Source organism: Sphingobacterium sp. N143, from assembly GCF_030325625.1.
GTDB lineage: Bacteria > Bacteroidota > Bacteroidia > Sphingobacteriales > Sphingobacteriaceae > Sphingobacterium.
Window position 1 is genome coordinate 449,854 of the sequence record NZ_JACAIS010000003.1, and the last position, 25,525, is coordinate 475,378.

Sequence of the window (25,525 nt, forward strand, 5' to 3'; positions counted from 1 at the left end):
TTCTACGATCGTGTTGAACAAGAGGAACCGTGCGTTTAGCAACTGCCGGATCCAATAGCATGAGTTGACCAGACCTTGTGCTCATTGTAAAAAATTATGACACATAAAACTAATGCAGTCCGTCTATTGGATACTGCAAAAATAACATATGAATTAAAAGAATATGAGGTTGATGAACTGGATGTAAGCGCAGGACATGTTGCAGCATCCTTAGGGATATCGGCAGATACACTTTATAAAACTTTGGTATTAAAGGGCACTAAAGATCCTTATATTGTCGCTGTCATCCCAGGCAATGCCCAGCTTGACTTAAAAAAAATGGCAAAAGTATCTGGCAATAAGCATTGTGAAATGCTGCCTATGAAGGATCTGTTGTCCATAACTGGGTATATCCGGGGTGGCTGCTCTCCCATCGGGATGAAAAAATTATTTCCCACTTTCATGGAGGAAGCTGCTCAACTTGAGCAACAGATTTCTGTAAGTGCTGGCAAAAGAGGTCTCCAAATGCTATTAAATCCCAATGACTTAGCTTCTCTAACACGAGCAACCTGGTCAGATATTATTAGTTTTTAGTGGCCTCATTTTTTTCGGCCATAAAGCAGAATGCGTTTAAAAGAATAGATGGCTGGAAATGTTGTAAAATATTGTTGAATACGCTTTTTAAATTCGTTGATAAATATGAGCTGTTTGTTTTCCTCAAGTTGCTCCAGATAGGGAATCAATGCTGATCCGGCAATAAAATTATAAAGCGTTTCCGGTTCTGCTGCAATAATTGGATAAACGCGAATGGAAAGGCGCAATTGCTTCAACCCTTGGTCAAATAAAATTTTTGCATAATCATCGATGCTCAACACTGGCGAGGAGCTGTTCCAACCTTTTAACATAGACCGATAGGGTTCCTCCCCGGCCATTCCAAATAAAATTTTATTTAATACATTTTTTGGTTGATAAGGCATCTGTACAGCCAGTTGTCCGCCTGGACTCAATTTAGAAATTATTTTGGGAAAAATCTCATTATGGTCTTCTAACCATTGTAGTGCCGCATTACTGAATATCAAATCCCAAGAACCAGGAGTATCCAGAAAATGCTCGACAGTACAATTTTTAAATGTTAGTCTTTCCTTTTCAAGTTTACTACTTTCGGATAACATTTCCTTGGAAGAATCCACTCCCAATAAGCTTGCCTGCGGAAATTTTTCACTTAAAATTAACGTCTGCTCACCTGTTCCGCATCCCAAATCCACAATTTGCATCTGTTTTTCCGCTGAGATCAGTTCCATCAGGTCATAGAAAGGTTTAAATCGTATAGCTTTAAACTGGTTATAAATTTCGGGGTCCCAAGGCATAATTACATTTAAATTTGATCCCCATTTCGGGGAGATATACTATTTTTATAAACAAGGTCAACTTATTCAAACAATTCCAAAATCTCTGTATCATCAACCTTACCAAAATATTGAGTGAGCTCTACAGATTTCAGAATTTCGGCAATGACGGTCAATTGATGTTTTTCGCCAATCAAGCGTGCCTCTAATTCACGAATGGATCTTGATGCAAAAAAGTCACCGAAAATTTTAGCTTTCTGTATAAGCCCTTTATGCACATCTAAGTGCAATTCAATAAATCCTGCTGGAATTTTGATGGCTTTCTTAAAGTTATAATTTGGAGAAAAGCCAAAATTCCAATCCCATGTTTCATATTTTTCCTGAACCAATCTTTCGATATGTTGCATGTCCTGCAGTGATAATTTCATCATTGCTGCATCAGGATTATCACGACGTATCTCCTCAACCAATAATTCTTTGAATTTTAATGTGGTAAATCCCTCTGGCAAATAATCAATTAAATTAGTAACACGAGCTCGATTTGATTTTACTGCTTTATCCACAAATTTAAGCGGATTAGCTTTCAACGCATTATTCAGTACCTTCATCTGTGAATCAATTAATATGGTACCATGCTGGATCATCTTACCGTTTTTAATCAACTTCGCATTTCCACTGAATTTTCTCCCATCAACTAGCAGGTCATTTCGTCCTTCGAGTTTCGCAGGAATATTCAGTCTATTTAACACAGAAATAATAGGTTGTGTAAACATTGAAAAATCCATAAAATCAAGATTTCCTAATAAGGTATGAAAGGAGAAATTAAGATTTCCCAAATCATGGTACACTGCTCCACCACCTGACATTCTTCTCACGACCTTAATATGATTCTCATTAACGTACTCGAGGTTGATTTCAGCCAAAGTATTCTGAAATTTTCCAACAATAATTGAGGGTTCGTTTATGTATAATAAAAAAATGTTTTCTTTTGGAAATTTATGGAGTAAATATTCCTCTGAAGCAATATTGAAAAAAGCATTATGTGAAGGAGAATCTATAATGAGCATTTTGTTTCTTCTTTTTTTAAAATTAATAAGAATTTGGGCGCATTAACTCATCTTAATTTCATAATTTCAGCACAGGACTTCAGCATGATGATATGAACGATACATATCATCATGGTAAAAATAAACGAACTGGTATATGCCAATTTAATCCCATATTCTTTATAAAGATTTTATTTTCTCTTCAAGTTTATTAATGATCAGGGAAGAAAAATCTTCTTTTACAATCTCCTCTGTTTGACATAGTGCACCAGGACTAAACACATTGATTTCCATAATCCGGTCACCGACTATATCTAAACCGACAAAATACATTCCATCCTGGATTAATTTATTTTTGATCTTGTCTACCATGAGTAATAAATCTGACGAAATAGTAGCGGCTTGGGTTATTGCCCCCTGATGCACATTGCTACGAATCTCATCCCCTTGTTGTACCCGATGAACAGCAGCATATTTTCCTTGAATAACTATAGGTTCACCATCTAGAAGAAAGAAACGAATATCTCCTTTGGCAGCTTCCGGGAGATATTCTTGGCCAATCACATATCCGTCGCGCGCAATAGCTTCTACGGTCTGTTTGAGATTTTGTTGGTTGTCCTTATTTATCAGAAATACATTTTTTCCGCCAGAACCTTTTAACGGTTTTAGGATAATGAGCTTATTTTGTTGTTCAAAAAATTCGATGACGTCTGTATAATTCCTAGTAACAATTGTTTTCGGCCGGATAGATTCATCAAAACCTTCGAGGTATAATTTGTTACTAGCCCTACCCAAGCTATCCGGATCATTAATCACCTGTACTCCTTTTTCTTTTAATAAGGAAGCAAATTGAAGCGCTGAAGGTGCTGCCCAAGGTCTATTCACCATATCCAAAACAGGATCGAACCTCAACCATAGTACATCGATTGTTTCCAAAATCATCTTCTTCTTTCTTCCTCCTCTCAGCACTTCCATTAAAGCTTTTGTAGAGGGAAGCTGCTGCTCCGGGAGTACCTCCCGCACATGGGCTGCAATATGAGCCGATTCATAATAGAAGTCTGCCAGTCCAATATAATAAATCTCATGTCCCATTTGATGAGCTCTAAATGCTAAAAGAGTGGTGGTAAAACGTGCTGTTTCTTTATGGGTTTGATTGATAACAAATGCTATTTTCATATACAATTTCTGATTATTGAATCATTTGAAATATTCCTTTATTTTTTTTAAGATTTAACAATACTTCTTGGTAGGGGGAAGTTAAATACCTGGGTATGAGCACTGGCGCTTTCAGCATACCTTTCAACATCAGCTCTTCTACAATGGGGATATAATCTTCACGAATCTTACCCATAGTCAACAAACTTAGGTCCCGACCACTTTTAATATAATTGGTCAATTCGATCAAACCGCTCAGGTACAATGCATCTTTGGTGAGCCCGCCACTTCTAAATACGCGCATCGTCATCTGAAAGGCCGTTTCAGGTAAAAATTGGTGTTTATCCACGAGGACAGCGAATGTATCCAGGAAAGAGTTTCCTTGTTGCATATGATGAACGGCAATCACACGTCCAGCCAAAATACGCAATCTATTATTTGTCAATCCACCAACTAGATATTCGGCCAGGACAGCCAGTCCTTCTTGCAGTTTTTCATATCCTGGCACCCCTAATCTAAAAAGACTGAAAGGCTGCTTCTTACCATTATAATAGGTTACAATATGTGTTCCGACCTCGTGCTGAATAAGTGCCTTTACCCGATGACGGGGCAGGCTATATTGTTTACTGATATTCAAAACACCCTGATTGACCATAACACCGTAAATATCATCCCGCAAACGCACGGTAGTACTAAAGCTTGGATCTTGTTGTTTTAAATAATCCAATTCTTCTTGCGCCAGCTTGGCAAATTCTTCAGCAGAAACAATATCCTCCACTTTGGTCCGAACTTCCCGGTCGTTGGCCGTAATGGTTAGTATTGCCTGAGCTTTTTCCAGCAGTTTTTCGTTGACCGTCCCAAAGACCTGCATACTGCCCAACAAAAAGCCTTCTTTTCCCCGTTCGCTAAGCATACTCATCATTTGATCCAGCTCCTTTCGTTTATCCCGAAATAAATAGGCTATTGAGGGATCATATAAGTCCTCAATATGTAGATTATATAAATTGCGTTTAATAATATCCGGATCGATTGGCATAGGTCGATAGCGAAAGACTGGCATCTTGCGATAATTTCCTTTCTTGAACTGCAACCAGGCATCATAAGAATTAGTTGGCGTAATCAGCAATAAAAAATCAAACCTTTGGCTTTCACGTGCTAGCTTTTGATCAATCTCCCAAGCTAATGGTAACATTTTTTTGGGGTGGCTTATTTTAAAAGCTGTTGGTTTTGATAGGGTATGTATACGGATAAATTCAAAGAATGTTTTGGATAAGCTTCGAGATATGGCCTCTCGAAAATGACGTAGATCAATAGGTAGAATCTGTTGATCAGCCCCCAGAAGATATTTAGGTTTGATCCCCAGCCCCATATAAAGTATATTACTATTTAAATTATCCAATTGTACGCTTGCTGGAGAAAGACTTTGCGTGGCTTTAGTTTTGGATTCAGTCACAATTTCTACCGTTGAAATCGCCGACTCAGTTTCCAACTGCTTCCCCAAATAATAAGCAATAGCCTGAACATTTTTTCGCGCTATATGTATCCGAATATCTTCTTCCTGTTCAGGCCCCGCAGTCCAAGCTTCTATGATAAGGCAGGAACCAAACTCTTCCACCAACTGATTAAGCATTGGAGCAATCCAGTCGGATATATCCATCTGTGGATCTTTAACCCTAAAATATGCCGGTTCTGATTTAACCAGTTCGGCAAGCATGGGGTCAGGACTCAAGAACTGTCTATACAAAAATAAATAAGGTACAACTTGATTGAATACCAACTTATTCTTCGAAGGTATTTGAACATGAAAAATTTCCTTGTTCTTTATTTTCTTTAGTACCGCAGCTAACTGCCTGGCATTATCTTTCATAGGTAAAATACGATTCTAATGTATCAATACTTTGCAATAGCAGTTGTTTATATTCCTGAAGTTTTTGAGGAAAAACCTCCCCGGTCCACTCATTCATAAAATCCTTCCGGAATTCAATTGAAAAGATACAACCGTACTCACCAAATTTTTCGTTTAAATAAGCAGACAGAAATCCACCTTTAAATTTGATATTTTCCCGCACATCATAACGCTGGCCATCTTTTCCAAATCTGAGAGATTCCAAAAACAATGCTGTGAGTTGCTTCCATTTCACATGATTATGTCCCGTCCCTATATTAATCTGGGGGTTTTGTTCGGTATCAATAACCGCTTGTGGTCCATCGCGAAACGCGTTGTAACTATGGATATCATATACGACAAAGTAACCATATCTGTCAATTACAGTCTGGATCTGCTGGCATATGCGATCATATAGCTGATCATATGAATCATAGAGTTGGTTCTTGATTTCCGGAGACAATTCTGTCCGCCATACCTGAATTCCCCAGGACTGTTCAGGTCTCAGGTAGATCGCTTCTTCCCGTTTCCGATTTAAGTCCAATTGAAACCTGGATGTACCGGACACAAAACGATTAAATGGCAGCTCTGCCAAAATTGCTGTATAGGGATCTTCTTCCCGGAGCCGTTCGGCTGGGGATATACACAAATATGACACTAGCCTATCATCGATATGATGTCCATCATGAATTGCAAAAGCAAAAAAAGGACTCTTGTATTCTTCAAATTGATAAAGATATGTTAACGACATGTACTTTATTTAAAACAGTGTACCTATAATTGATCTCTCCGTCTAGATAAACATTCACAGGCTATAAAAGGTTTGAAAATAAAATACAATCCCATAGGGAGGTAAGACGATAGCCTCCCATGTCCTCAAGCGTTAAAAAGCGTTAAACTGATTTTGCATATCGAGTATTGGCATCCTTATTGAATATTGTCTACTAGTTTCATAAATTTAGGTTAATAATTAGTTAGTTTATAAAAAACCTGTTAGTCCCCGCTAGCAGGTTTTTTATTTTTCTAATACGAAAACAATACTACATATTAGAATATTTTATCGAAAACCAATATAAAAACACAAAAAAGTGTTAAAAAATTTAAAAATGTAAAATCTATTGAAACATTTTCGAAATTCACTACGTTATATATATACTTTTCATAAATTTAGGTTAATAATTGGTTAGGAAAACTCCTGTTGCTCCCCGCTTCAGGAGTTTCTGTTTATCAACCGATTAAAACCATAAAATAAAAAAAATATTTCACTACTGGTCAATCATTTAATAATAGCCCCCTGCCCGATATGCCGGTTTATTATTTAGAGCTTACCAAGATCCAATAAAAAACAAAGAAGCAATAAATCTGGAAATATTAATTAACAAAAAAATGACAATATATTCATCTTAGGAAAATAAGTTTTGGCATAAGTATTGTGCTGTTTTAAGTATTCATAAATTTAGGTTAATAATTGGTTAGTTAAAACACTTGAAGTTCCCCGCTTCAAGTGTTTTTCGTTTATCAGCATGTTCTCTTGCTTTTCATTTAAGTGGGAGTTAGAGCATGTAGCCACTATCCCATCAGTTGTTTTAGTGCAATCTCATATGCTCTAGAAGAAATTCCGGTACGCTCAGGTGATATGTCCCTTATTTTATACAAGGCATCAAAAATAACTTTTGAAACATCCGTGAATATTGCATCGTCGCTTATTTCAATATTTCGTTGCATCAAATAAGCAAATACTCTTGCCATACCACAATTTGCAATAAAATCTGGTATCACCGCAACATGTTGATCGGCAAATTCCATAACGGGTCCATAAAAAATTTCTTGATCAGCAAATGGTACATTTGCCCCAGATGCGATAACCTCAAGTCCATGGTCGATCATATGTTGGATCTGATCCTTAGACACCAATCGAGATGCCGCCGCTGGGACAAAAATCTCGGTATCCAATTCCCATATTTCTTTTTGTATTTGCTCAAATGGAATCAAATCCGTTGAATTAAGTTCATTTCCTTTTCGATCTAAGAATAAACGGGTAATTTCTTCTTCGTTGAATCCAGTAGGATGAATAAGACCACCGCCACGATCAATGATCCCAACGATTTTCACGCCGAGTTTAACCAAATAAAAGGCAGCGGCAGCGGCTACATTTCCCCAACCTTGAATCACGGCGCGTTTTCCTTGACAGCTGTCTCCGAAAAGCTGATAATAATGACGAATTGATTCGGATACACCATATCCTGTTATCATATCCGCTACTTTATATTTCCGTTTCAGATCGGGACTATACGAACTATCTTCCAAAACCTTGGAAACACCATAGCGTAATTGGCCAATCTGATGAATACGATTGCTTTCATTTACCTTAAAATGTCCATTCAATATCCCCTCTTGAGGGTGCCAAAGTCCATACTCTTCTGTCAAAGGGATAACATCATGGATTTCATCCACATTGAGATCACCACCTGTTCCATAATAGTTTTTCAATAAAGGCGTGACAACTTTAAACCAACGATCCAATACTTCATTTTTCTTTGGGTCATGTGGATCAAAGTCAATCCCTGACTTCGCCCCACCAATGGCAGGTCCGGAGACCGTGAATTTAACTTCCATCGTTTTTGCCAGGGCCTCTACTTCATGCCGATCCAATCCCGCCCGCATCCTTGTTCCACCACCAGCAGCTCCTCCGCGCAGCGAATTGATTACAACCCAGCCTCGAGCTTCAGTTTCACTATCTTTCCATTCAAAAACAATTTCTGGACTCTTATATTCAAATGCCCGCAGTAATTCTTTCATACTTACCATACCTTATAAATTTCCTCTCCGCTGTTGTTCACGCTCTATTGCTTCAAAAAGTGCTTTGAAGTTACCTGCGCCAAAGCTTTGTGCACCTTTACGTTGAATAATTTCGTAAAATAAAGTCGGTCTATCTTCGACCGGTTTGGTAAAAATTTGAAGGAGATAACCTTCTTCATCACGGTCAACTAAAATCCCCAGCTCTTGAATAATTTGAAGCTCCTCATCTATTTGACCAACTCGTTCGGGTAACATGTCATAATAAGCTTCAGGCGGGGCCCCGAGGAATTCAACTCCTCTAGCTTTGAGTTCTCTCACCGTCGCGACAATATCCTTTGTTGCCAAGGCTGCATGCTGCACACCTTCGCCCTCATAAAATTCAAGATACTCTTCAATCTGCGATTTTTTTTTGCCTTCAGCAGGTTCATTGATCGGAAATTTCACATATCCATTTCCATTACTCATGACTTTACTCATCAATGCGGAGTATTCTGTATTGATTTGTTTATCATCAAAAGATAGAATATTGACAAACCCCATGACATCCTGGTACCATTGTACAGTTTCATTCATTTTATTCCAACCAACGTTACCAACACAATGATCAACATATAGCAAGCCTGTATCGCTTGGGTTATAATCACTTGTCCACTTTTCATATCCAGGCATAAAGACTCCGGAATAATTGCTTCGTTCGACAAACATATGTACTGTCTCACCATAGGTATAAATACCAGCTGTCCAAACTTCTCCATGTTCATCCTCCAAAAGCTGTGGTTTTTGATAAACCTCTGCCCCTCTCCTGGTTGTCTCTTCAAATGATTTTCTTGCATCATCGACCCATAGCGCTAAGACTTTGACACCATCACCGTGTTTTTTAACGTGATCCGATATAGCGTGGTCAGATTTCAATGCCGTAGTCAGCACCAACCGTATCTTATTTTGTTTCAGCACATAGGAGACACGGTCTCTAACACCAGTTTCAGGCCCAGCATAGGCTTCTGACTGAAAACCGAAAGCAGTCTTATAGTAATGAGCTGCCTGCTTAGCATTGCCTACATAAAATTCAATATAATCAGTTCCATTAATGGGTAGAAAATCCTGCGCTTGGGCAATCTTCTCTGCAAATGTATTTGACATAATTTATCTTAGGTTATTTGTAAATTAATTTAGCTCATCCATGATTTGAAATAATCAGGGTCTTCAATGTTCAACGCATCTTCAGTTAACATCAAGGGGCGAAAAGGATCAATCATAACAGCAAGTTCATCTGTTTTAACCTGACCTATGCTTTTCTCTACTGTCCCCGGATGTGGGCCATGTGGTATACCTCCTGGGTGTAAAGTGATCTGACCTTTTTCAACCGATTTGCGGCTCATAAAATCACCATCAACATAGTATAATACTTCATCTGAATCGACGTTACTATGATTATATGGTGCTGGGACCGACTGCGGGTGATAATCATAAAGGCGTGGGCAAAAACTACATAGCACAAAATGATCCGTTTCAAAAGTCTGATGAACAGGAGGAGGTTGATGGAGTTTTCCAGTAATCGGCATAAAATCATGTATAGAAAACGACCATGGAAAATGATATCCATCCCAACCTATAAAGTCAAAAGGATGACTTCCATATATATAGGGGTAAATCAATCCCTGTTTTTTAATCTTTACTTCAAAGTCGCCTAATTCATCAAAGGTTTCCAGATGTTGAGGCACCCTTATATTGCGCTCAAAAAAGGGCGCGTGCTCCATCAACTGACCAAATTCATTGCGATAACGTTTTGGTGTGCGGACAGGTGAGAAAGATTCGACAATGAACAGTCGATTATCAGCTTGATCAAATTCCATCTGATAAATTGTGCCCCTGGGAACAACTAAATAATCTCCATATTTAAAAGGAAGGCTTCCATATCCTGTTTTGAGTCTTCCTGTTCCCTGATGTACAAAAATGATCTCATCTGCCTGACTGTTTTTATAAAAATAGTCCAGCATGGACAGACGTGGTGCTGCCAATGAAATATAGAGGTCTTCATTAACCAAGACAGGTGTCCTGCTATCCAGATAGTCATTTTTTGCCTGTACCTGGAAGCCCTTTAAACTAGTGTGTTTCAGATGTTTTTTTCTAGCAATCTTTGGTGATACATCATAGGGTTCACCAATTTGTTTGACTAAAGTCGGCGGATGACAATGGTACACTAATGAATAGACACTCGAGAAGCCATGGGTAGAGACCAGCTCCTCTGCATAAAGTGTATTATCGGGCTTTCTAAAAACAGTATGTCGCTGTGATGGAATCTGCCCTTGTTTAACATAAAATGGCATAATTCTACGATTTAAAACGGTTATAAAATTAAATGAATATCAAAATTGCCAATAGATTCGGTCGGCAAAAGAGTACGAAAGGATTAATATTGTGCAAAAACGATATCCGCTATGATTGCTCGATTAAATGCAATATAGGGCATGGAGGACGCAAGGCGATATATTCCACGAGTGATCATTTTTTATAGTTTATAATGCTACATAAAGATAAGAATATTTTTCTATTTTCAACAGGGGAAATATTTTTTTCAAATCTTATACAATATATTTGTGTCGTATTCTAACGACATTGAATAACCAATATAATATTCACTATGAGAATTGTCACCTGCGCTAAACATGGTCAACATGAATTAGGTATGATTATAGATGATCGTGTCTATCTGTGTTCGGATATCGATCACGCTCTGCCTAACAATATGGCTGATTTGCTAAACGGTGGAGATAAAATGCTGGATAGGTTAAAACAATACTTTACAGCATTGACCCAGGGTAATATCCATCGGTCTTACGAGCCATTACAAGAGGTCCAGCTCATTGCACCGGTTCCTCACCCTACATCTGTGCGGGATGCCTATGCCTTTCGACAACATGTGGCAACATCCCGAAGAAACCGGGGACTGGATATGATTCCTGAATTTGATGAGTTTCCTGTTTTTTATTTTTCCAACCATCAGGCGATCCAAGGTCCAGGGCCTGTACAATGTATGCCCTTGCATTTAAACCAATTGGACTTTGAGCTTGAAGTTGCCATCGTTATCCATAAAGCTGGTATTAACATTCCTGCTTCCGAAGCTGATGAATATATTGCGGGATATATGATCATGAATGATTTTAGCGCCCGAAGGCTTCAAATGGAGGAAATGAAACTAAGTTTGGGACCAGCGAAGGGGAAAGATTTCGCAACAGCCATCGGCCCCTGGTTAATCACAAAGGATGAGCTTGCCCCTTATAAAGTGGAACCTGCTGCTGGACACACTGGTGACACGTATAATCTCGAGATGTCATGTAAAGTAAATGGCCAGCAGGTCTCTTCAGGTAATTTTGCAACGATGCACTGGACATTTGCTGAAATTATTGAGCGTATTTCTTATGGTGTCCATCTTTTTCCTGGAGACATTATCGGATCAGGAACGGTTGGAACAGGTTGCTTTCTAGAACTCAATGGGACCGGGCGGCTCGAAAACCCACAGCATAAAGACCAATGGTTAAAGCTAGGCGATCAAGTTGAACTAGAAGTGACTGCACTGGGGAAACTCTCCAATTCTATCGTACCCTATAAACAATAAATTTCTCAACATGAATTCTTCCTCATACGATACCATTACATTTGAATCTTCAACAGATAAGGCTATCATTGATAATCTGATCAAATATGCCATTGCACCACGACCAATCTGTTTTGCCAGTACGATAAATCATTTGGGACAAATTAACTTAAGTCCTTTCAGTTATTTCAACTTCATGTCCCATCAACCACCTATCTGCGTCTTTTCACCATTACGCAGAATGCGTGACGGTAGTACTAAACACACCTTAGACAATATTCAAGAAGTCCGTGAAGTGGTTATCAATATCGTCAATTATGCCATGGTGCAACAGCAATCTTTAGCAAGTACAGAATACCCTCAGGGAACAGACGAATTTAATAAATCAGGATTCACAGCCATCGCTTCTGTCCATGTTGCCCCGCCTCGAGTAGCCGAATCTCCCATTCAGTTGGAATGTAAAGTCAGGGACATTATTACATTGAGCGACGAGCCTGGAGCAGGAAATCTGGTCATCGCAGAAATCTTATGTATGCATGTCCACAAACACTTATTGGACAACGATAACAGTATAAGCCAGGCAGATCTGGATCTCGTTGCAAGGCTGGGCGGTGACTGGTATTGCCGGGTCACCGGGGAAAATCTCTTTATTGTCCCCAAGCCACTACGCAGGCTAGGCATCGGGATAGATCAACTTCCAGAAAATATACGACGTTCTGATACCCTAACAGGCAATCACCTGGGGCTCTTGGCCAATGTGGAAGCTTTACCTAAATTACAACAAGGCTTACCTGAGGATAAATATTTAAAATATCTCCGTTTGAATTTCCCAGAAGATTCTCCCCAGTTCACGCAAAAGGTTCATGAATATGTGGCGCAATTATTGGATGCTGGACAACTTGATAAAGCATGGCAAATCCTACTGTGTAGTACTCGTGTTTTGTAAAAACTCAAGTCATTAAGTTCACACGCTTAAATATGATCACATCTGGTTATTTAAACCAAGCTCTTTTGCTACTCGGATACCGTCTTCAATGAGCTTTCTGACATTTGGGTAAAGCTGAACAAATTCCATTAATTTATTTTCGGCTTTACTTACTAGGTCATATGCCCCATGGGCCCAGGCGATTTCAAAAAGCTCGGTCAGAGCTAACCAATTGTCTACATCTGCCGTCGTTAATTGATCAAAAATACTACTCCAGGCTTCAGAAAGTATAACAGGTTCTTTTCTCAGCTCCTGTATGGCAGAATGATTAGCAACTAACCCTATCTCTTCTGCGTTACTATCCAATAAACCCGCTTTTTCTAGCATTGGCTCAACAATAGGTTCATAGGCATCCTTATCTGCTGCACCAGCAAAAACTGAGACAATTTCTCTTCCAACCGCCATATCATATGTCCCCCATTCGGATCTGAAATAGATTTCCTCATCTTTATCTCGATAGACTTCACAATCACCAAATGAAATCAAAATTACTTTGTCAACATTGCGGATAATCTTCAACACAACTCCTTCCACTACGATTCCAGAAGAAAATATCAGGGAGCATCGCTTGCCCACTATAATATTAATTTTGGATAATTCAGCTTCTGAGAAGTCTTCCAAATCTTTCACCGCTCCCGCTAGGCGACCTACTGGGGCCCCAAAGCCTTCGATATGATAATCCGTGCCATGCTCCACTAGCTGTCTCCCCGAAACTGCTAATGCGGTCCCCCCCTTAGTTTGTAGGTAAGATAGTTCTATATCTGCATTAGCGGCCTTAAAAATTCCTGACACCTGTAAGCCTGAACTATATACAGCAGTACAGACTGCCTGCCCATCAATCGCTTTATCCAAACTTTGCTTTCCACCAATACGAAAAGCCATGGTATCTGCAAATTGATCAAGAACAACCTTTAGATGTTCAAAATCCGTCGTAACAAATAGCTGAGGCTGAGGCTTTGTAATATCATATGGATAATCTACAGCGTTTAGATCATAAGGTATTTTGGGTACACACTCCTGCATACAACTAGCGCTCTCCCCGATAGAAGACAGCAACCCGGCACCGTAAATCTTCGGATCATCAAGACTACCGATCAGCCCATATTCTACAGTCCACCAATGCAATCTACTCAATAATGCCATTTCTGATGGGGCTCCCATGTTATCTTGCACAATTTGCAATTGTTTTTCTGCAGCTGTCAATTCTTCTGCAGTTGTAGTGATATCCTCTTTCAAAATTGACAAATGCCGTATAGCTTCATACAATTCAAAATCATTACCAGAAGACAAGGCTTTGGTCCCAATTTCACCAAAATATTGTAGGTAGGCTGCATAATCAGGCTCACCAATGATGGGGGCATGTCCTGAAGATTCGTGAATAATATCCGGTGCAGGCGTATATTCAATATGTTCCAATTGACGTATATCAGCAGCAATCACCAATACTCGATGGGCCTGAAATTCCATAAAAGCCGCCGGTGGTATAAAACCATCAACCGTTACCGCCCCCCAACCGATCAACTTCAAGCTGTCATTCATTTGCTGCAGATCAGGGATATGCTCGATCGACAGTCCAGCTTTCTTTAATCCAGGAATATACGGATAATAAGCCACATCTTTTAAAAATGCATAATTCTGCCGCATGACATAGCGCCATAAGGCTTGATCCAAAGCTGTATAACGTTCATATTGTTGAGCGACGACATAGCGTTTTAAATGTTTGGGCAATTGCTCCAAAACAACGTTGTTGTATGTTTCCATTTATAATCGGTATCAAAAATAAAGTATGAGACTTTTTATATGAAGGTAGAAAATATTTAGGAATTCTGAAAGAACAATCATCCATAAAAACATTTTAAAACCAAACATACCAAAAGTTAACACAATAAAATATTCCTAAACAAACTTAAAAAAAACTATTTTACATAATTTAATTCTAAAAAGCTTATTCACCATGTTAATCCCAGCTGGATTTCCAATTTGTACCGTAAAACGACCTGCTAAAATTACAATTTCATATCCCTGTTCTTGACATTGCCGTAGTTTTTTCAACAGGACAGCATGCCCTAAATGAAGATCTGAAGTCGTAGGATCAAGTATAAGTTTGATCACCAAAGGACGAGCTGTCTGCTGAGCTTGTCGCATTTTGAGCATCAAACCATCTTTCGGCAAAATGATATCAGTGTTTTCTTCTAAATCTTTTAACATGAGGATATAAAACAAAAAAGCCCGAACGATATGTTCGGGCTTAGCTATAAAAGTGAATAAATTTTTAAATTTAATAGGCATACAGTTCCCGAACCATGATCGGGAGATAATAATTATAGAAAAAAGGAAAACGTAATATATTGTTCATTTTCTTCATGCCGCAACAAAGTTAATACTATATATCTAAATTCCAAAAAAATGCTCAGAGCCAAAAATTACCACAAAGTATGTCATCATCACACATCTTTCTAAGTGCTAGACACATTCGCTCCACTTGCTGTTTTTTTCTCCAACAACTTACCTTCACCATTATAAACATATATTTCAACTTGTCCTTTATTCTTTTTTTCCACGATCTTCTTCACTAATAATTGATTCTTGAAATACTCATGGTAGATTAAAGCATTGGCACTATATATGCGTTCAGCCAAATTATTGTGCTGATATAAATCAGTATAATTGATTTTATCCTTTTTATAAATATGCTTTACAAGCTGTCCATTTTTGTCAAAGGATCTAGATTCCAGCACTTGCCCGCTGCAATCCAATTTAGCTCTACTGATCAATTTATTATCTAAACCATAATCCGATTTTGTATGGTCAAATTCATTTTCAACAGTATAATGATCATCAAAAAAGATTTTTGACACTTTCCTCTTGCCTTTTTTGGGTTGATAAAACACCAATTTTTCCTGACTTATTTTGCCATTTCGAAAATCCCGCTGTACACTCGAGGTATCAGTGATTACATATTGAAAGTTTAAGACCTCATCAGTCTTCACATTCATTTGTTGCATAACGCCATGCCTTACCTCAACAATGCCACGTTTTCCATCTTTTTCAATCTTGAAATTCCCCTCAACTAATCCCTCCTGATTGATTGAAACAAAGGCATTGGATGGCCCCATAAACTGATTCTGTTGCAGAATATATTTACCAGTTTTTAATTTAGTCGTTTTACCATTTTCTATTATTCTGATAGTATCTTTAGGAGATTCTGACAGATGCAATTGGAAACTATTTTTATCCAGTCGAACATATTCCTGTGCCATGACTAATCGACTTGATATAACCATACTCATAAGTAACAAAAAACCTGATTTTAACATATTGTAATAATATTGTTGCAAATATGATAATACAATTATTAAACCAAAAAATTCATATTGCCGATATTTTTACTTCATTTAACATCATATCACCGTCATATACTATGCTTTATCCTATTGAAAATCATATAAAAAAAGGAGAAGTATCACACAGCATACTTCTCCTTTAAATTTTTAGTCTAAGTAGGTTTAGACAGACTCTAAATATTGTGCATAACAATATCCTTCTTCATTATCATTGGTCCGAACTAGCCACCATTGATCATTTGCCTTACTTATTAACGTAATAATTTCTCCTTTGGCGGCCTTACCTACGATAGGTTGGTCAGTACCGGGGCCTTTTCTAATATTTAGGTTACTATTTTCTGTAATCACCTTCACCTGACTTCCTGGCACTTCAGTGGCCACATCAACATTTAAGACAACATCACCAGTCTGAAAATTTGGGTCTATATTACCATAAATCTCCCAAAGTTTATTTTTTACATCGGCAGTTGGTGCAGTACCTCTAATCTGGAGTACACCATCCATCTCTGCATAATTCAGATCATTAACACCTGATGATTGTGCAGTATCTAAAAGGACTTTATACTTTTCTTGCAATGACATAATTTCGCTATTTTATTTTTTAACAACAATACCACTTAAATCTACTTTTTTAGGATTCAGATTATCCAAGCCTTGCTTTAAAGTAACAATTTTCGGCTGCTCTAAAGTACCGGTAACTGAAATCACGCCATCTTTTACGTTAGCTTGCACAGTAGGAAAATCTTTCATAAAAGTGTTTACTGCGGCTCCAAGCACTGCATCATTATTTGAGGTTTCAATTGGAGCCGGCGTACTAGAAACAGGCGCACTGACAATGATATCGTTTTGAATCGACTTGACATCTTTATCACCTGCTGTTTTAGCTATGGATTCAATCTGTTGTTTTTCCTCTTCTGATGCCACAGTTCCACTGAGGATAACTTTTCCTTTTTCTACTTCAACATCCACAGTTGTGCGACCGGTAAGTGCATTCTCTATTTTATCCTCCAATTTATCATCCGACAAACCGGACTTACATGCAGAAAATGAAAAAGCTACTGAGGCTGTTAAAAGACAAAATGTTAATTTGTAAAATTTCATATGACCAATTTTAGTTTATAATTTTCAAACAATAACCTTAACAAACTACTCAAACAATTGTTTGTCTAATAATTTTTAAACCTAAATTGCTTGTTGGATCATAATTATATAATTAAATTTAAAAGCTAAGGGATGATAACAGTGCGTAGACATGATAGTGCAATTGAATAGATTATAATTATGGGATTTTTGAATAACATTTTTGGCAAAAAAGAAAGTAAAAAGGACAGCATACAGGATTTTTGGATATGGTTTACCAAAAACGAGCAGGCTTTTTATCGTACTGTAAAAAATGCCGACGACATAGATCAGAATTTCTTCAGTAAACTTGCTCCAAAAATTGATGCATTACGGAAAGATCTCTACTTTTTGACGGGAATGTATACGGATAATATTGCAGAACTGGTCATCACACCTGATGGTGTCGTTAAAAATATTGCATTTGTAGAAGAACTAATCGCCTGTGCTCCTATTCTTCCAAATTGGCGATTTACTGCATTAAAGCCTGCTATTGACGATATGGAAAAATTTAAAATTAACATGTATGGCTTTTCCTTTGATATTAATGAGATGTTTTTCTACCCTATTGAGCATAAATATCATCCTGATGAAGTTGATATCGTCATCGTCCACCCTAACTATACTGAAGAAGATAAAGTTAATATTGCACATGGTGTAGAAATATTCTTAGATAATTATATTGGAGAACTGAATTCGATTATCGCAATAGATAATTTAAATGTCACTTCCAAAGACTTAGCAACTGACGAACTCATTCCATTAATCAAATTAAAAAATTATCTCATCTGGCGAGAAAAGGAATTCGTTGAAAAATACACGGATGTAAGACATCAAACTGAACATGATACTTATACAGCATTTGAAGGAATGTTACAAAATAACCTTCCTATTCTGGCCATAATCAACACTACGCTCCTTGAGTGGGATGGAAAGGCTTCACATCCATGGATCATCACGGTTAGGATCAGCTATGATGGAACAGCAACAAATGGAATGCCTGACAAGAATACCTATGATTTAATGGATAAAATTGAAGATGAATTGATGAGCAGTTTTCCTACTGATATTGGCTATCTAAACATTGGTCGCGAGACGGCTGATAACTTGCGAGAGATTTATCTTGCCTGTACAGAATTTCGAAAATCATCTCGTACAGTGGATCAGGTGATTGCCCGTTATCAGACTAGTCTTCAAATAGATTATACGATCTACAAGGATAAATATTGGAAATCTTTTGAGCGCTTCAATAAACAAGTGGATTAATACTTGGACAATGCAAGCAATCTCCTATTACTTTTTCATTAAGTATAGTATAATTTTATACCATGGCTGTACAGAAAAAATCCCCCTGTTACTAAACGAATTGATCACAATGGTATCCAGCTTTCGTGATTTATTGATCCGGGATCTTCTGCTCTGGATACTACAGGATTTTGGCGTCAATCAGGTGCCTTTCTATTTTACGTCTTAACTAAATCTTATACTCTTCAATTTTGCGGTATAATGTCGCAATGCCTATTTCCAACAATCTTGCTGCTTCGGCTTTATTTCCATTGGTATGATGCAAAACTCTTTGAATATGTCGTTTCTCTATATTTGACATGGAGAAACTGGATGCATGCATACGGCTTGCTGCTGCTTCAATATGGTCAAAAGGAAGACTACTGACATCCAAAAGTCCCCCCTCACTTAAAATAACACTCCGTTCGATAATATTTTTTAGTTCACGAATATTACCTCGCCAAGTATTTTTCTCGAGAGCGGCTATGAATTCATCTGTCATACGCAGTGGTTTTAGGTTAGATTTCAACGCAAAAACAGTTACATAATATTCTGCCAACGCTTTAATGTCCTGAATACGTTCACGCAGTGGAGGAAGTTCAATTGTAAAGACCGAAAGTCGATAGAAGAGGTCACTTCTAAAATGGTCCAGTTCTATTTCAGTATCCAAATTTCTGTTCGTTGCTGCAATAATGCGTACATTCACTTTTGTAGGTTTAGAATCGCCCACTTTTAAAAATTCACCAGTCTCCAATACACGAAGAATTTTGGACTGCAGGTCCAAGGGCATTTCACCAATCTCATCCAAAAAAATTGTTCCTAAATGTGCTTCTTCAAACAAACCTCTTTGATCCTTTGTCGCACCAGTAAAAGCTCCTGACCTATGGCCGAACAGCTCATTTTCCAATAGGTCCTTTGTAAATGCAGCACAATTTATCGCCACAAAACTATGTTCCCTCCTAGGGCTCGCCTGATGGATTGCCTGTGCAAACACCTCTTTACCGGTACCTGTTTCACCCGTTAACAGGACAGTTGTATCCGTGACGGCAACTTTTTGGGCAAGCCCGATTGCCGATCTGATCGCAGGAGACCGCCCTATGATTTTATCAAATGACAACTTATCTTCAAGTTGTCTTTCCAGCTGTTTTACTCTTCGGGCAAGTGCTGTTTTCTCACAGGCTTTATACAGCAAAGGAATAATCCTGTTGTTATCGTCACCTTTGGTAATATACTCAAAGGCTCCATTCTTAATCGCCTGAACTCCATCCGGAATATTACCATATGCCGTCAGTAGGATAATTTCAACAATTGGATAACGGGCCTTGATTAATTTTGCTGCCTCTACCCCATTTCCATCGGGAAGTTTGACATCACATAGCACGACATCCACATCCGCAGTTTCTAGCTTTTTCAGGCCCGATTTAATATCCGAAGCTTCAATAACATCAAATCCTTCCAAACCGATTATCTTGGCAAGCAATTTCCGAAGTTTCTCTTCGTCATCTATGAGAAGTATTCTATTCACAATAATTATTTTTCTAAAATTACGATTGTTCAAAAGAAATATTGAAAAAATTAGATCTAAAAACTAAAAATAAGTTAGATCGTATAACCTTTTGCATTTTAAACCAATTGACTATTGTTCAAAAAATTCTTTCAATCTCAAAAATAACTTTTACATTTGCAGTTCCACAGCATAAACAAATTGTATGTAAGATTAAAATTCTTTAAGAGCGTAACAGATACCATCGATTGTAAATAAATCGTTCCAATGGTTTTTTCTAACATTTAAAGGATTTTCAACATGCTTTCATTACAACAACTATCCTACAAACATCCGAATAGTGATTTATTGTTTAACAACATAAATCTTCATATCAACTCACAAGAGAAAATTGCTTTGATTGGCAACAATGGTGTTGGCAAATCTACCTTATTGCGTATCATCTCGGGAGAACTATCTCAGTCAGCTGGTAGCAAACAAGTTAATGTCCAACCTTATTACGTACCGCAGCTAACGGCACAGTTTAACGAGCTTACAATCGCCCAGGCTTTAGGGATTGACCATAAACTTAAAGCTCTATATGCCATTTTGGAAGGAGATGCTACAGCGGAAAATTTCAATATTCTACAAGACGATTGGGGTCTAGAAGACCGATGCAGGGATTTTTTTGCTCAATGGGATCTACCAGAAATTCATTTAACCCAGAAAATGGCAAACCTAAGTGGGGGTCAAAAGGCAAAAATTCTACTCGCTGGTATTCAGATTCATCAGCCTAGATTAATTCTGCTGGATGAACCCAGTAATCACTTGGATCTAGATAGCAAAAAAACACTTTACAATTGGCTTCGCTCCTCAAAAGATGCCATGATTGTTGTTAGTCACGATAGAACACTCCTCAATCTTTTAGATGACACGGCAGAAATGACTCCCAATGGTATTAAGCGATATGGTGGAAATTACAGGTTCTATGAATCGCAAAAGGAGATTGAACGCCATGCTTTACTACACGATATTCATGCTCAAGAAAAAGCCGTTAGAGTAGCCAAAGAAAAAGAAAGAGAGACAATTGAACGGCAAAATAGATTGAATAATCGTGGACAAAAAAAGCAGGAGAAAGCTGGTGTCGCCCGTATCATGATGAATACGCTCCGCAATAATGCTGAAAAAAGCACGTCCAAAATTAAGAGTGTCCATCAGGAAAAAATTGGAGAGATCAGGTCTAATTTACATGAACTTAGAAATTCGCAGTCCGCACTCGACGAGATCAAGATTGACCTAGGAAATAGCGGCTTTCCACAAGGAAAACGTATAATTAAAGCCGAAGATATCAATTTCAAGTACCGTACCCAAAAGCTTTGGGAGGAGAACATTAATCTACAGGTCCTCAGTGGAGACCGCATTGTCCTTCAGGGGAAAAACGGTTCCGGTAAAACAACATTGATCAAACTTTTACTTGATCACCTAACTCCAAGTCAAGGTAACATCCAGCGTCATAATTTTACATCGATCTATCTCGACCAGGAGTATTCTTTAATGGCTTCAAATCTGAGTATTTATGATCAGGCACTGCAATTTAATATAAAGGCACTGCCTGAGCATGAAATCAAGACTAGACTCAACCGTTTTTTATTTGGGAAAGATGATTGGGACAAACCTTGTCAGCTTTTAAGCGGAGGAGAAAAAATGCGTCTTATTATATGCTGTTTGACGATTAAACAACAGACTCCGGACCTAATTATCCTAGATGAGCCGACGAACAATCTGGATATTCAAAATATTCGTGTACTGTCACGTGTTATCCAAAATTATTCCGGTACCCTCATCGTAATTTCCCATGATGAAACATTCTTGCAAGAAATAGGTGTACATAAAACCATCTATCTAAATACCTAAATAAAAGGACGGTAAGCTTAAAATCATCCACAGATCAACCAGATCAAATTATTTTTGTAACAATCACATATTCTTTATTTAAAAATATGCTAAATCGATAAATTAATTTAAAAAAGTAAATTTTTATCAATATATTCACGATAATTTTAAACATAAAACAATAACCATCAATTAATTGAACCTTTCCATAGATATGTGTTCCAAAGAAGAGGTATCTCATAGGATTATTGTCAATTAATTACTTCATTTAATTATGTCAGATTATCAAATTAAAGAAAATCCCGAATTGTATGATGCCATAGTTGTTGGCTCCGGCGCAGGTGGTGGTATGGCAGGATATATCCTGGCTCATGCTGGTCTTAAAGTATTGATGCTTGAAGCTGGCCCTTTTTACGATCCGGCAAAAGATTCTTTGCAATTGCGTTGGCCGTGGGAGTCACCAAGAAGAGGGGCAAGCACAACCAGACCTTTCGGTGATTTTGACGCTGCTTTTGGCGGCTGGCAACTCGAAGGTGAGCCTTATAACAAAGTAGACGGCACCGAATTTGAATGGTTCAGGGCGAGAATGTTGGGCGGAAGAACCAATCATTGGGGGCGAATTTCTTTGCGTATGGGCCCTGATGACTTTAAACCTAAAGATGGTGTCACAGACGAATGGCCGATCAGCTATGAAGAAGTTAAACCATTTTATGATCGTGTTGATCGAATGATTGGGATATATGGTACTGCTGAAGGGATCCACAATGAACCGGATGGAATTTTTATGAAACCACCTAAACCCCGTTTGAACGAATTATATATTGCTAAAGGTGCAAAAAAAGCTGGTGTTCCCGTCATCCCTGGACGTGGTGCCGTGCTCACTGAAGTATCCAAAGATATTAAGGATCGGGGTACATGTTTTTACTGTGGTCAATGTGGTCGTGCCTGCAAGGTGTATGGTGATTTTTCATCATCTTCTTGCTTAGTTATTCCGGCCATGAAAACCGGTAACTTAAAAGTTATTGATAATGCGATGGTACGCGAAGTATTGACGAACGACGAAGGCTTAGCAGTTGGTGTTTCCTATGTAAATACCAAAGATCTCCAAGAGTACACTGTAAAGGGAAAAACAGTTATTTTAGGAGCTAGTGCCTGTGAAAGTGCTCGGATTATGCTAAATTCAAAGTCTCAGTCACACCCAGGTGGAGTCGGCAATAGCAGTGGATTAGTCGGCAGATACCTTCACGACTCCACCGGAGCTAGTCTTTCGGGATTTCTACCACAGCTACTTGATCGCAAAAGATACAATGAAGATGGTGTTGGAAGTGTCCATATCTATTCACCCTGGTGGGAAGATAATTCTAAACTGAATTTTCCAAGAGGATACCATATTGAATACGGCGGCGGTTTGCACATGCCATCCTATGGGTTCTTAAACTGGGTCCCAAAGGTTAATGATATCGGAAAAAACAACAATGGAAAAGCAAAAGGTGGATATGGAACTGCACTCAAAGAAGATTTTCGCAGTTTCTACGGAGCAAATGTAGGTATGGCCGGTCGTGGTACTGCATTAGCAAGAAAAGATAATTACTGTGAAATTGATCCGACCAGTGTTGACAAATTTGGAATCCCAGTCCTTCGTTTTCATTATAAATGGGCGAATGAAGAAATTGCCCAGGCAAAACATATGCAAGAAACATTTCAGTCCATTATGCACGAAATGGGGGCTATAATCACCTCAACTATTCCGGGTGAAGATACATTGTATGGTTTGGAAGCTCCCGGAAAGATTATCCATGAGGGTGGTACAACCAGAATGGGCAACGACCCTAAGACTTCAGTACTCAATAAATGGGGACAAGCACATGATTGCAAAAATTTGTATGTCGTCGATGCCGGACCATTCGTACAGCAAGGCGATAAAAATCTTACATGGACAATATTGGCTTTATCTATGCGAACAGCGGAATATATATTGGAAGAAAAGAAAAAATTAAATGGCTAAACCATGAATAGAAGAGAATCTTTAAGAGCATTGGGATTAATTGCTGCAGGATCGGGTCTTTTAACCACCGCCTGCAATTCGAAAGATACAAAGAATACAACCGCCGACAACAGTGAAAAACTACCTGGGGTTCAAGATTTTGAATATGAACGCACAAAACAGCTGCAAGACGAGAAGTTTTTTGATGAGCATGAAATGGCAACAATCACTGTTCTAGCCGATATTATCATCCCAAAGGACGGTAAATCTGGCAGTGCATCTGAGGCTGGAGTTCCCGAATTCATTGAATTTATTGTCAAAGATCTTCCGGACAATAAGGTGCCGATGCGCGGTGGCTTACGCTGGTTGGATCTTCAGGCAAAAAGACGTTATGGTACCGTTTTCATCAAATGCGATCAAAAAGATCAGCTTGCGCTCGTTGATGACATAGCTTACCCAGAATTGGCTAAACCTGATATGCAACAAGGAGCTGCGTTTTTTTCCTTAATGCGCAATCTTACTTCCTCAGGCTTCTATACGAGTGAAATAGGTATAAAAGACATAGGCTATGCCGGCAATAAACCAGGTGTATGGAACGGAGTACCAGATGATGTGCTCAAAGAGCACGGATTTGATCCAAGTAAATTTTTTGGTTAATAAAAAAACCTTTCCAGATCTGGAAAGGTTTTTTTATTTATTCACTTGCTAAGATCAAACAGCTACAGTTGTTCTTGCGCTGGGGCTACTTCCGTTGTCTCAGGAGCCTTGTCGATCAATTCCATAAACTGATCTAACTTAGGCGTAATAATAATCTGCGTTCTCCGATTACGTTGTTTTCCTGTCACTGTGGTATTATCCGCAATTGGGTTATACTCACCTCTACCCCCTGCTGTCAATCGTTTTGGATCTACACCGTATTTATTTTGTAACGCTTGAACAACAGAAGAAGCTCTTAAGGTACTTAGATCCCAATTGTTCCGAATATTCGGTTTTGAGATCGGATCCGTATCGGTATTACCTTCAATCAGCACTTCATAATCTCTATAGTCCTGAATAATCTTCGCTATTTTACTTAAGGTTACGTCAGCCCGGTCACTGATTTCATAACTTCCGGATTTATATAGCATATTATCTGCAAGCGAAATATAAACTACACCTTTTAACACCTGTACATCCACCTCCTGTAGCTCTTCACGACTAAGCGATCTGGTCAAATTATTTGTCAATACCAAATTCAAGGAGTCGGATTTATTCTTAGTCTCCACAAGATGTTTGATATATTTATTCGAAGCATTGATTTCATCAACCAATTTGGAAATATTGACATTTCCTTGAGAGTTTTGATTAATACTATTATCCAATGAGTTTTGTAAAGCGGCATAAGCTGCCTTAAGATCCGCGTTATTTTGTCTTTCAGAAGCCAATTGGTCTTCTAAACTTTTGATTCGTGACCGACTTTCAGTTAGCTGAAGTTGACTATCCTGATATTGGGTTTGTAAGTTTTTGTAATCTGTCTGTAAACCTATATACTTTTTTTTACTGACACCACATCCTGTAAAAAGCAAACTCGCGGTAAGGATGGACATCGGAACAACTATATTCTTCATGGTATTCCTATTTTTGTAGAT

The 25,525-nt window shown here is 38.3% G+C and carries 22 protein-coding genes; 7 read left to right on the top strand and 15 right to left on the bottom strand.

The features are described 5' to 3' along the window. Positions 1–96 precede the first annotated feature (96 nt). Positions 97–573, top strand: coding sequence for a Cys-tRNA(Pro) deacylase (gene ybaK, locus HX021_RS08015; RefSeq protein ID WP_286589631.1), 477 nt, complete (start codon positions 97–99; stop codon positions 571–573). A gap of 5 nt (positions 574–578) precedes the next feature. Here ybaK and HX021_RS08020 read toward each other — a convergent pair whose 3' ends face one another. The 8 genes from HX021_RS08020 to HX021_RS08055 form a co-directional block, all read right to left on the bottom strand. Next, on the bottom strand, positions 579–1,346 hold the full coding sequence (locus HX021_RS08020) for a methyltransferase domain-containing protein (RefSeq protein ID WP_286589632.1): 768 nt from the start codon (positions 1,344–1,346) through the stop codon (positions 579–581). 62 nt (positions 1,347–1,408) lie between these two features. Continuing rightward, entirely contained in the window at positions 1,409–2,392 is a 984-nt protein-coding gene (lplA, locus tag HX021_RS08025) for a lipoate--protein ligase (protein ID WP_286589633.1), read from the bottom strand. Between the two features lie 159 nt (positions 2,393–2,551). Beyond that, the gene (locus HX021_RS08030) at positions 2,552–3,547 is read right to left on the bottom strand and encodes an ATP-grasp domain-containing protein (protein ID WP_286589634.1); all 996 of its coding nucleotides are present in this window, start codon (positions 3,545–3,547) and stop codon (positions 2,552–2,554) included. Positions 3,548–3,560: 13 nt separating this feature from the next. Beyond that, complete coding sequence (locus HX021_RS08035) at positions 3,561–5,393, bottom strand: peptidase MATCAP family protein (RefSeq protein ID WP_286589635.1); 1,833 nt, start codon at positions 5,391–5,393, stop codon at positions 3,561–3,563. Next, positions 5,383–6,162, bottom strand: coding sequence for an N-formylglutamate amidohydrolase (locus HX021_RS08040; RefSeq protein ID WP_286589636.1), 780 nt, complete (start codon positions 6,160–6,162; stop codon positions 5,383–5,385). The genes HX021_RS08035 and HX021_RS08040 overlap by 11 nt, the downstream gene beginning before the upstream one ends. An 818-nt stretch (positions 6,163–6,980) precedes the next feature. Continuing rightward, complete coding sequence (locus tag HX021_RS08045; RefSeq protein ID WP_286589637.1) at positions 6,981–8,210, bottom strand: Glu/Leu/Phe/Val dehydrogenase dimerization domain-containing protein; 1,230 nt, start codon at positions 8,208–8,210, stop codon at positions 6,981–6,983. A 12-nt stretch (positions 8,211–8,222) separates the two neighbouring features. Further along, positions 8,223–9,350 carry a 4-hydroxyphenylpyruvate dioxygenase gene (hppD, locus tag HX021_RS08050; RefSeq protein WP_286589638.1) on the bottom strand — a complete coding sequence of 376 codons (1,128 nt, stop codon included), beginning with the start codon at positions 9,348–9,350 and terminating at the stop codon, positions 8,223–8,225. A gap of 29 nt (positions 9,351–9,379) precedes the next feature. Then, the gene (locus HX021_RS08055) at positions 9,380–10,537 is read right to left on the bottom strand and encodes a homogentisate 1,2-dioxygenase (RefSeq protein ID WP_286589639.1); all 1,158 of its coding nucleotides are present in this window, start codon (positions 10,535–10,537) and stop codon (positions 9,380–9,382) included. A 314-nt stretch (positions 10,538–10,851) separates the two neighbouring features. Between HX021_RS08055 and HX021_RS08060 the strand changes: the two genes are divergently transcribed. Further along, positions 10,852–11,826 (top strand): fumarylacetoacetate hydrolase family protein, encoded by a 975-nt coding sequence (locus HX021_RS08060; protein ID WP_286589640.1) that lies wholly within the window; start codon positions 10,852–10,854, stop codon positions 11,824–11,826. A gap of 10 nt (positions 11,827–11,836) precedes the next feature. Further along, the gene (locus HX021_RS08065) at positions 11,837–12,751 is read left to right on the top strand and encodes a flavin reductase family protein (protein ID WP_286589641.1); all 915 of its coding nucleotides are present in this window, start codon (positions 11,837–11,839) and stop codon (positions 12,749–12,751) included. Between the two features lie 36 nt (positions 12,752–12,787). On the opposite strand, the gene HX021_RS08070 is transcribed toward HX021_RS08065, so the two are convergent. From HX021_RS08070 to HX021_RS08090, 5 genes are all read right to left on the bottom strand, one after another. Further along, positions 12,788–14,551 (bottom strand): aromatic amino acid hydroxylase, encoded by a 1,764-nt coding sequence (locus HX021_RS08070; RefSeq protein ID WP_286589642.1) that lies wholly within the window; start codon positions 14,549–14,551, stop codon positions 12,788–12,790. 135 nt (positions 14,552–14,686) lie between these two features. Then, entirely contained in the window at positions 14,687–15,079 is a 393-nt protein-coding gene (locus tag HX021_RS08075; protein ID WP_286589643.1) for a hypothetical protein, read from the bottom strand. A 167-nt stretch (positions 15,080–15,246) separates the two neighbouring features. Next, positions 15,247–16,050, bottom strand: a complete 804-nt coding sequence (locus HX021_RS08080; RefSeq protein ID WP_286589644.1) for a hypothetical protein — start codon at positions 16,048–16,050, stop codon at positions 15,247–15,249. Positions 16,051–16,296: 246 nt separating this feature from the next. Next, positions 16,297–16,716, bottom strand: a complete 420-nt coding sequence (locus HX021_RS08085; RefSeq protein WP_108633042.1) for an SH3 domain-containing protein — start codon at positions 16,714–16,716, stop codon at positions 16,297–16,299. Positions 16,717–16,728: 12 nt separating this feature from the next. Beyond that, positions 16,729–17,235 (bottom strand): BON domain-containing protein, encoded by a 507-nt coding sequence (locus HX021_RS08090; protein WP_286589645.1) that lies wholly within the window; start codon positions 17,233–17,235, stop codon positions 16,729–16,731. A gap of 180 nt (positions 17,236–17,415) precedes the next feature. Here HX021_RS08090 and HX021_RS08095 point away from each other — a divergent pair, with 180 nt between their 5' ends. After that, the gene (locus HX021_RS08095) at positions 17,416–18,519 is read left to right on the top strand and encodes a DUF695 domain-containing protein (RefSeq protein WP_286589646.1); all 1,104 of its coding nucleotides are present in this window, start codon (positions 17,416–17,418) and stop codon (positions 18,517–18,519) included. A 208-nt stretch (positions 18,520–18,727) separates the two neighbouring features. Here the strand turns inward: HX021_RS08095 and HX021_RS08100 are convergent, their stop codons facing one another. Beyond that, positions 18,728–20,062 (bottom strand): sigma-54-dependent transcriptional regulator, encoded by a 1,335-nt coding sequence (locus tag HX021_RS08100; RefSeq protein ID WP_502958997.1) that lies wholly within the window; start codon positions 20,060–20,062, stop codon positions 18,728–18,730. Between the two features lie 279 nt (positions 20,063–20,341). Between HX021_RS08100 and HX021_RS08105 the strand changes: the two genes are divergently transcribed. From HX021_RS08105 to HX021_RS08115, 3 genes are all read left to right on the top strand, one after another. Then, positions 20,342–21,934: an ABC-F family ATP-binding cassette domain-containing protein gene (locus HX021_RS08105; RefSeq protein WP_286589647.1), complete on the top strand. Its 1,593-nt coding sequence runs from the start codon at positions 20,342–20,344 to the stop codon at positions 21,932–21,934. Between the two features lie 253 nt (positions 21,935–22,187). Beyond that, a complete protein-coding gene (locus tag HX021_RS08110; protein ID WP_286589648.1) occupies positions 22,188–23,918 on the top strand; it encodes a GMC family oxidoreductase in 1,731 nt (576 codons plus the stop codon). A gap of 3 nt (positions 23,919–23,921) precedes the next feature. After that, a complete protein-coding gene (locus HX021_RS08115; protein WP_286589649.1) occupies positions 23,922–24,554 on the top strand; it encodes a gluconate 2-dehydrogenase subunit 3 family protein in 633 nt (210 codons plus the stop codon). 62 nt (positions 24,555–24,616) lie between these two features. Here the strand turns inward: HX021_RS08115 and HX021_RS08120 are convergent, their stop codons facing one another. Next, entirely contained in the window at positions 24,617–25,504 is an 888-nt protein-coding gene (locus HX021_RS08120) for an OmpA/MotB family protein (RefSeq protein ID WP_286589650.1), read from the bottom strand. Positions 25,505–25,525: the final 21 nt, after the last annotated feature.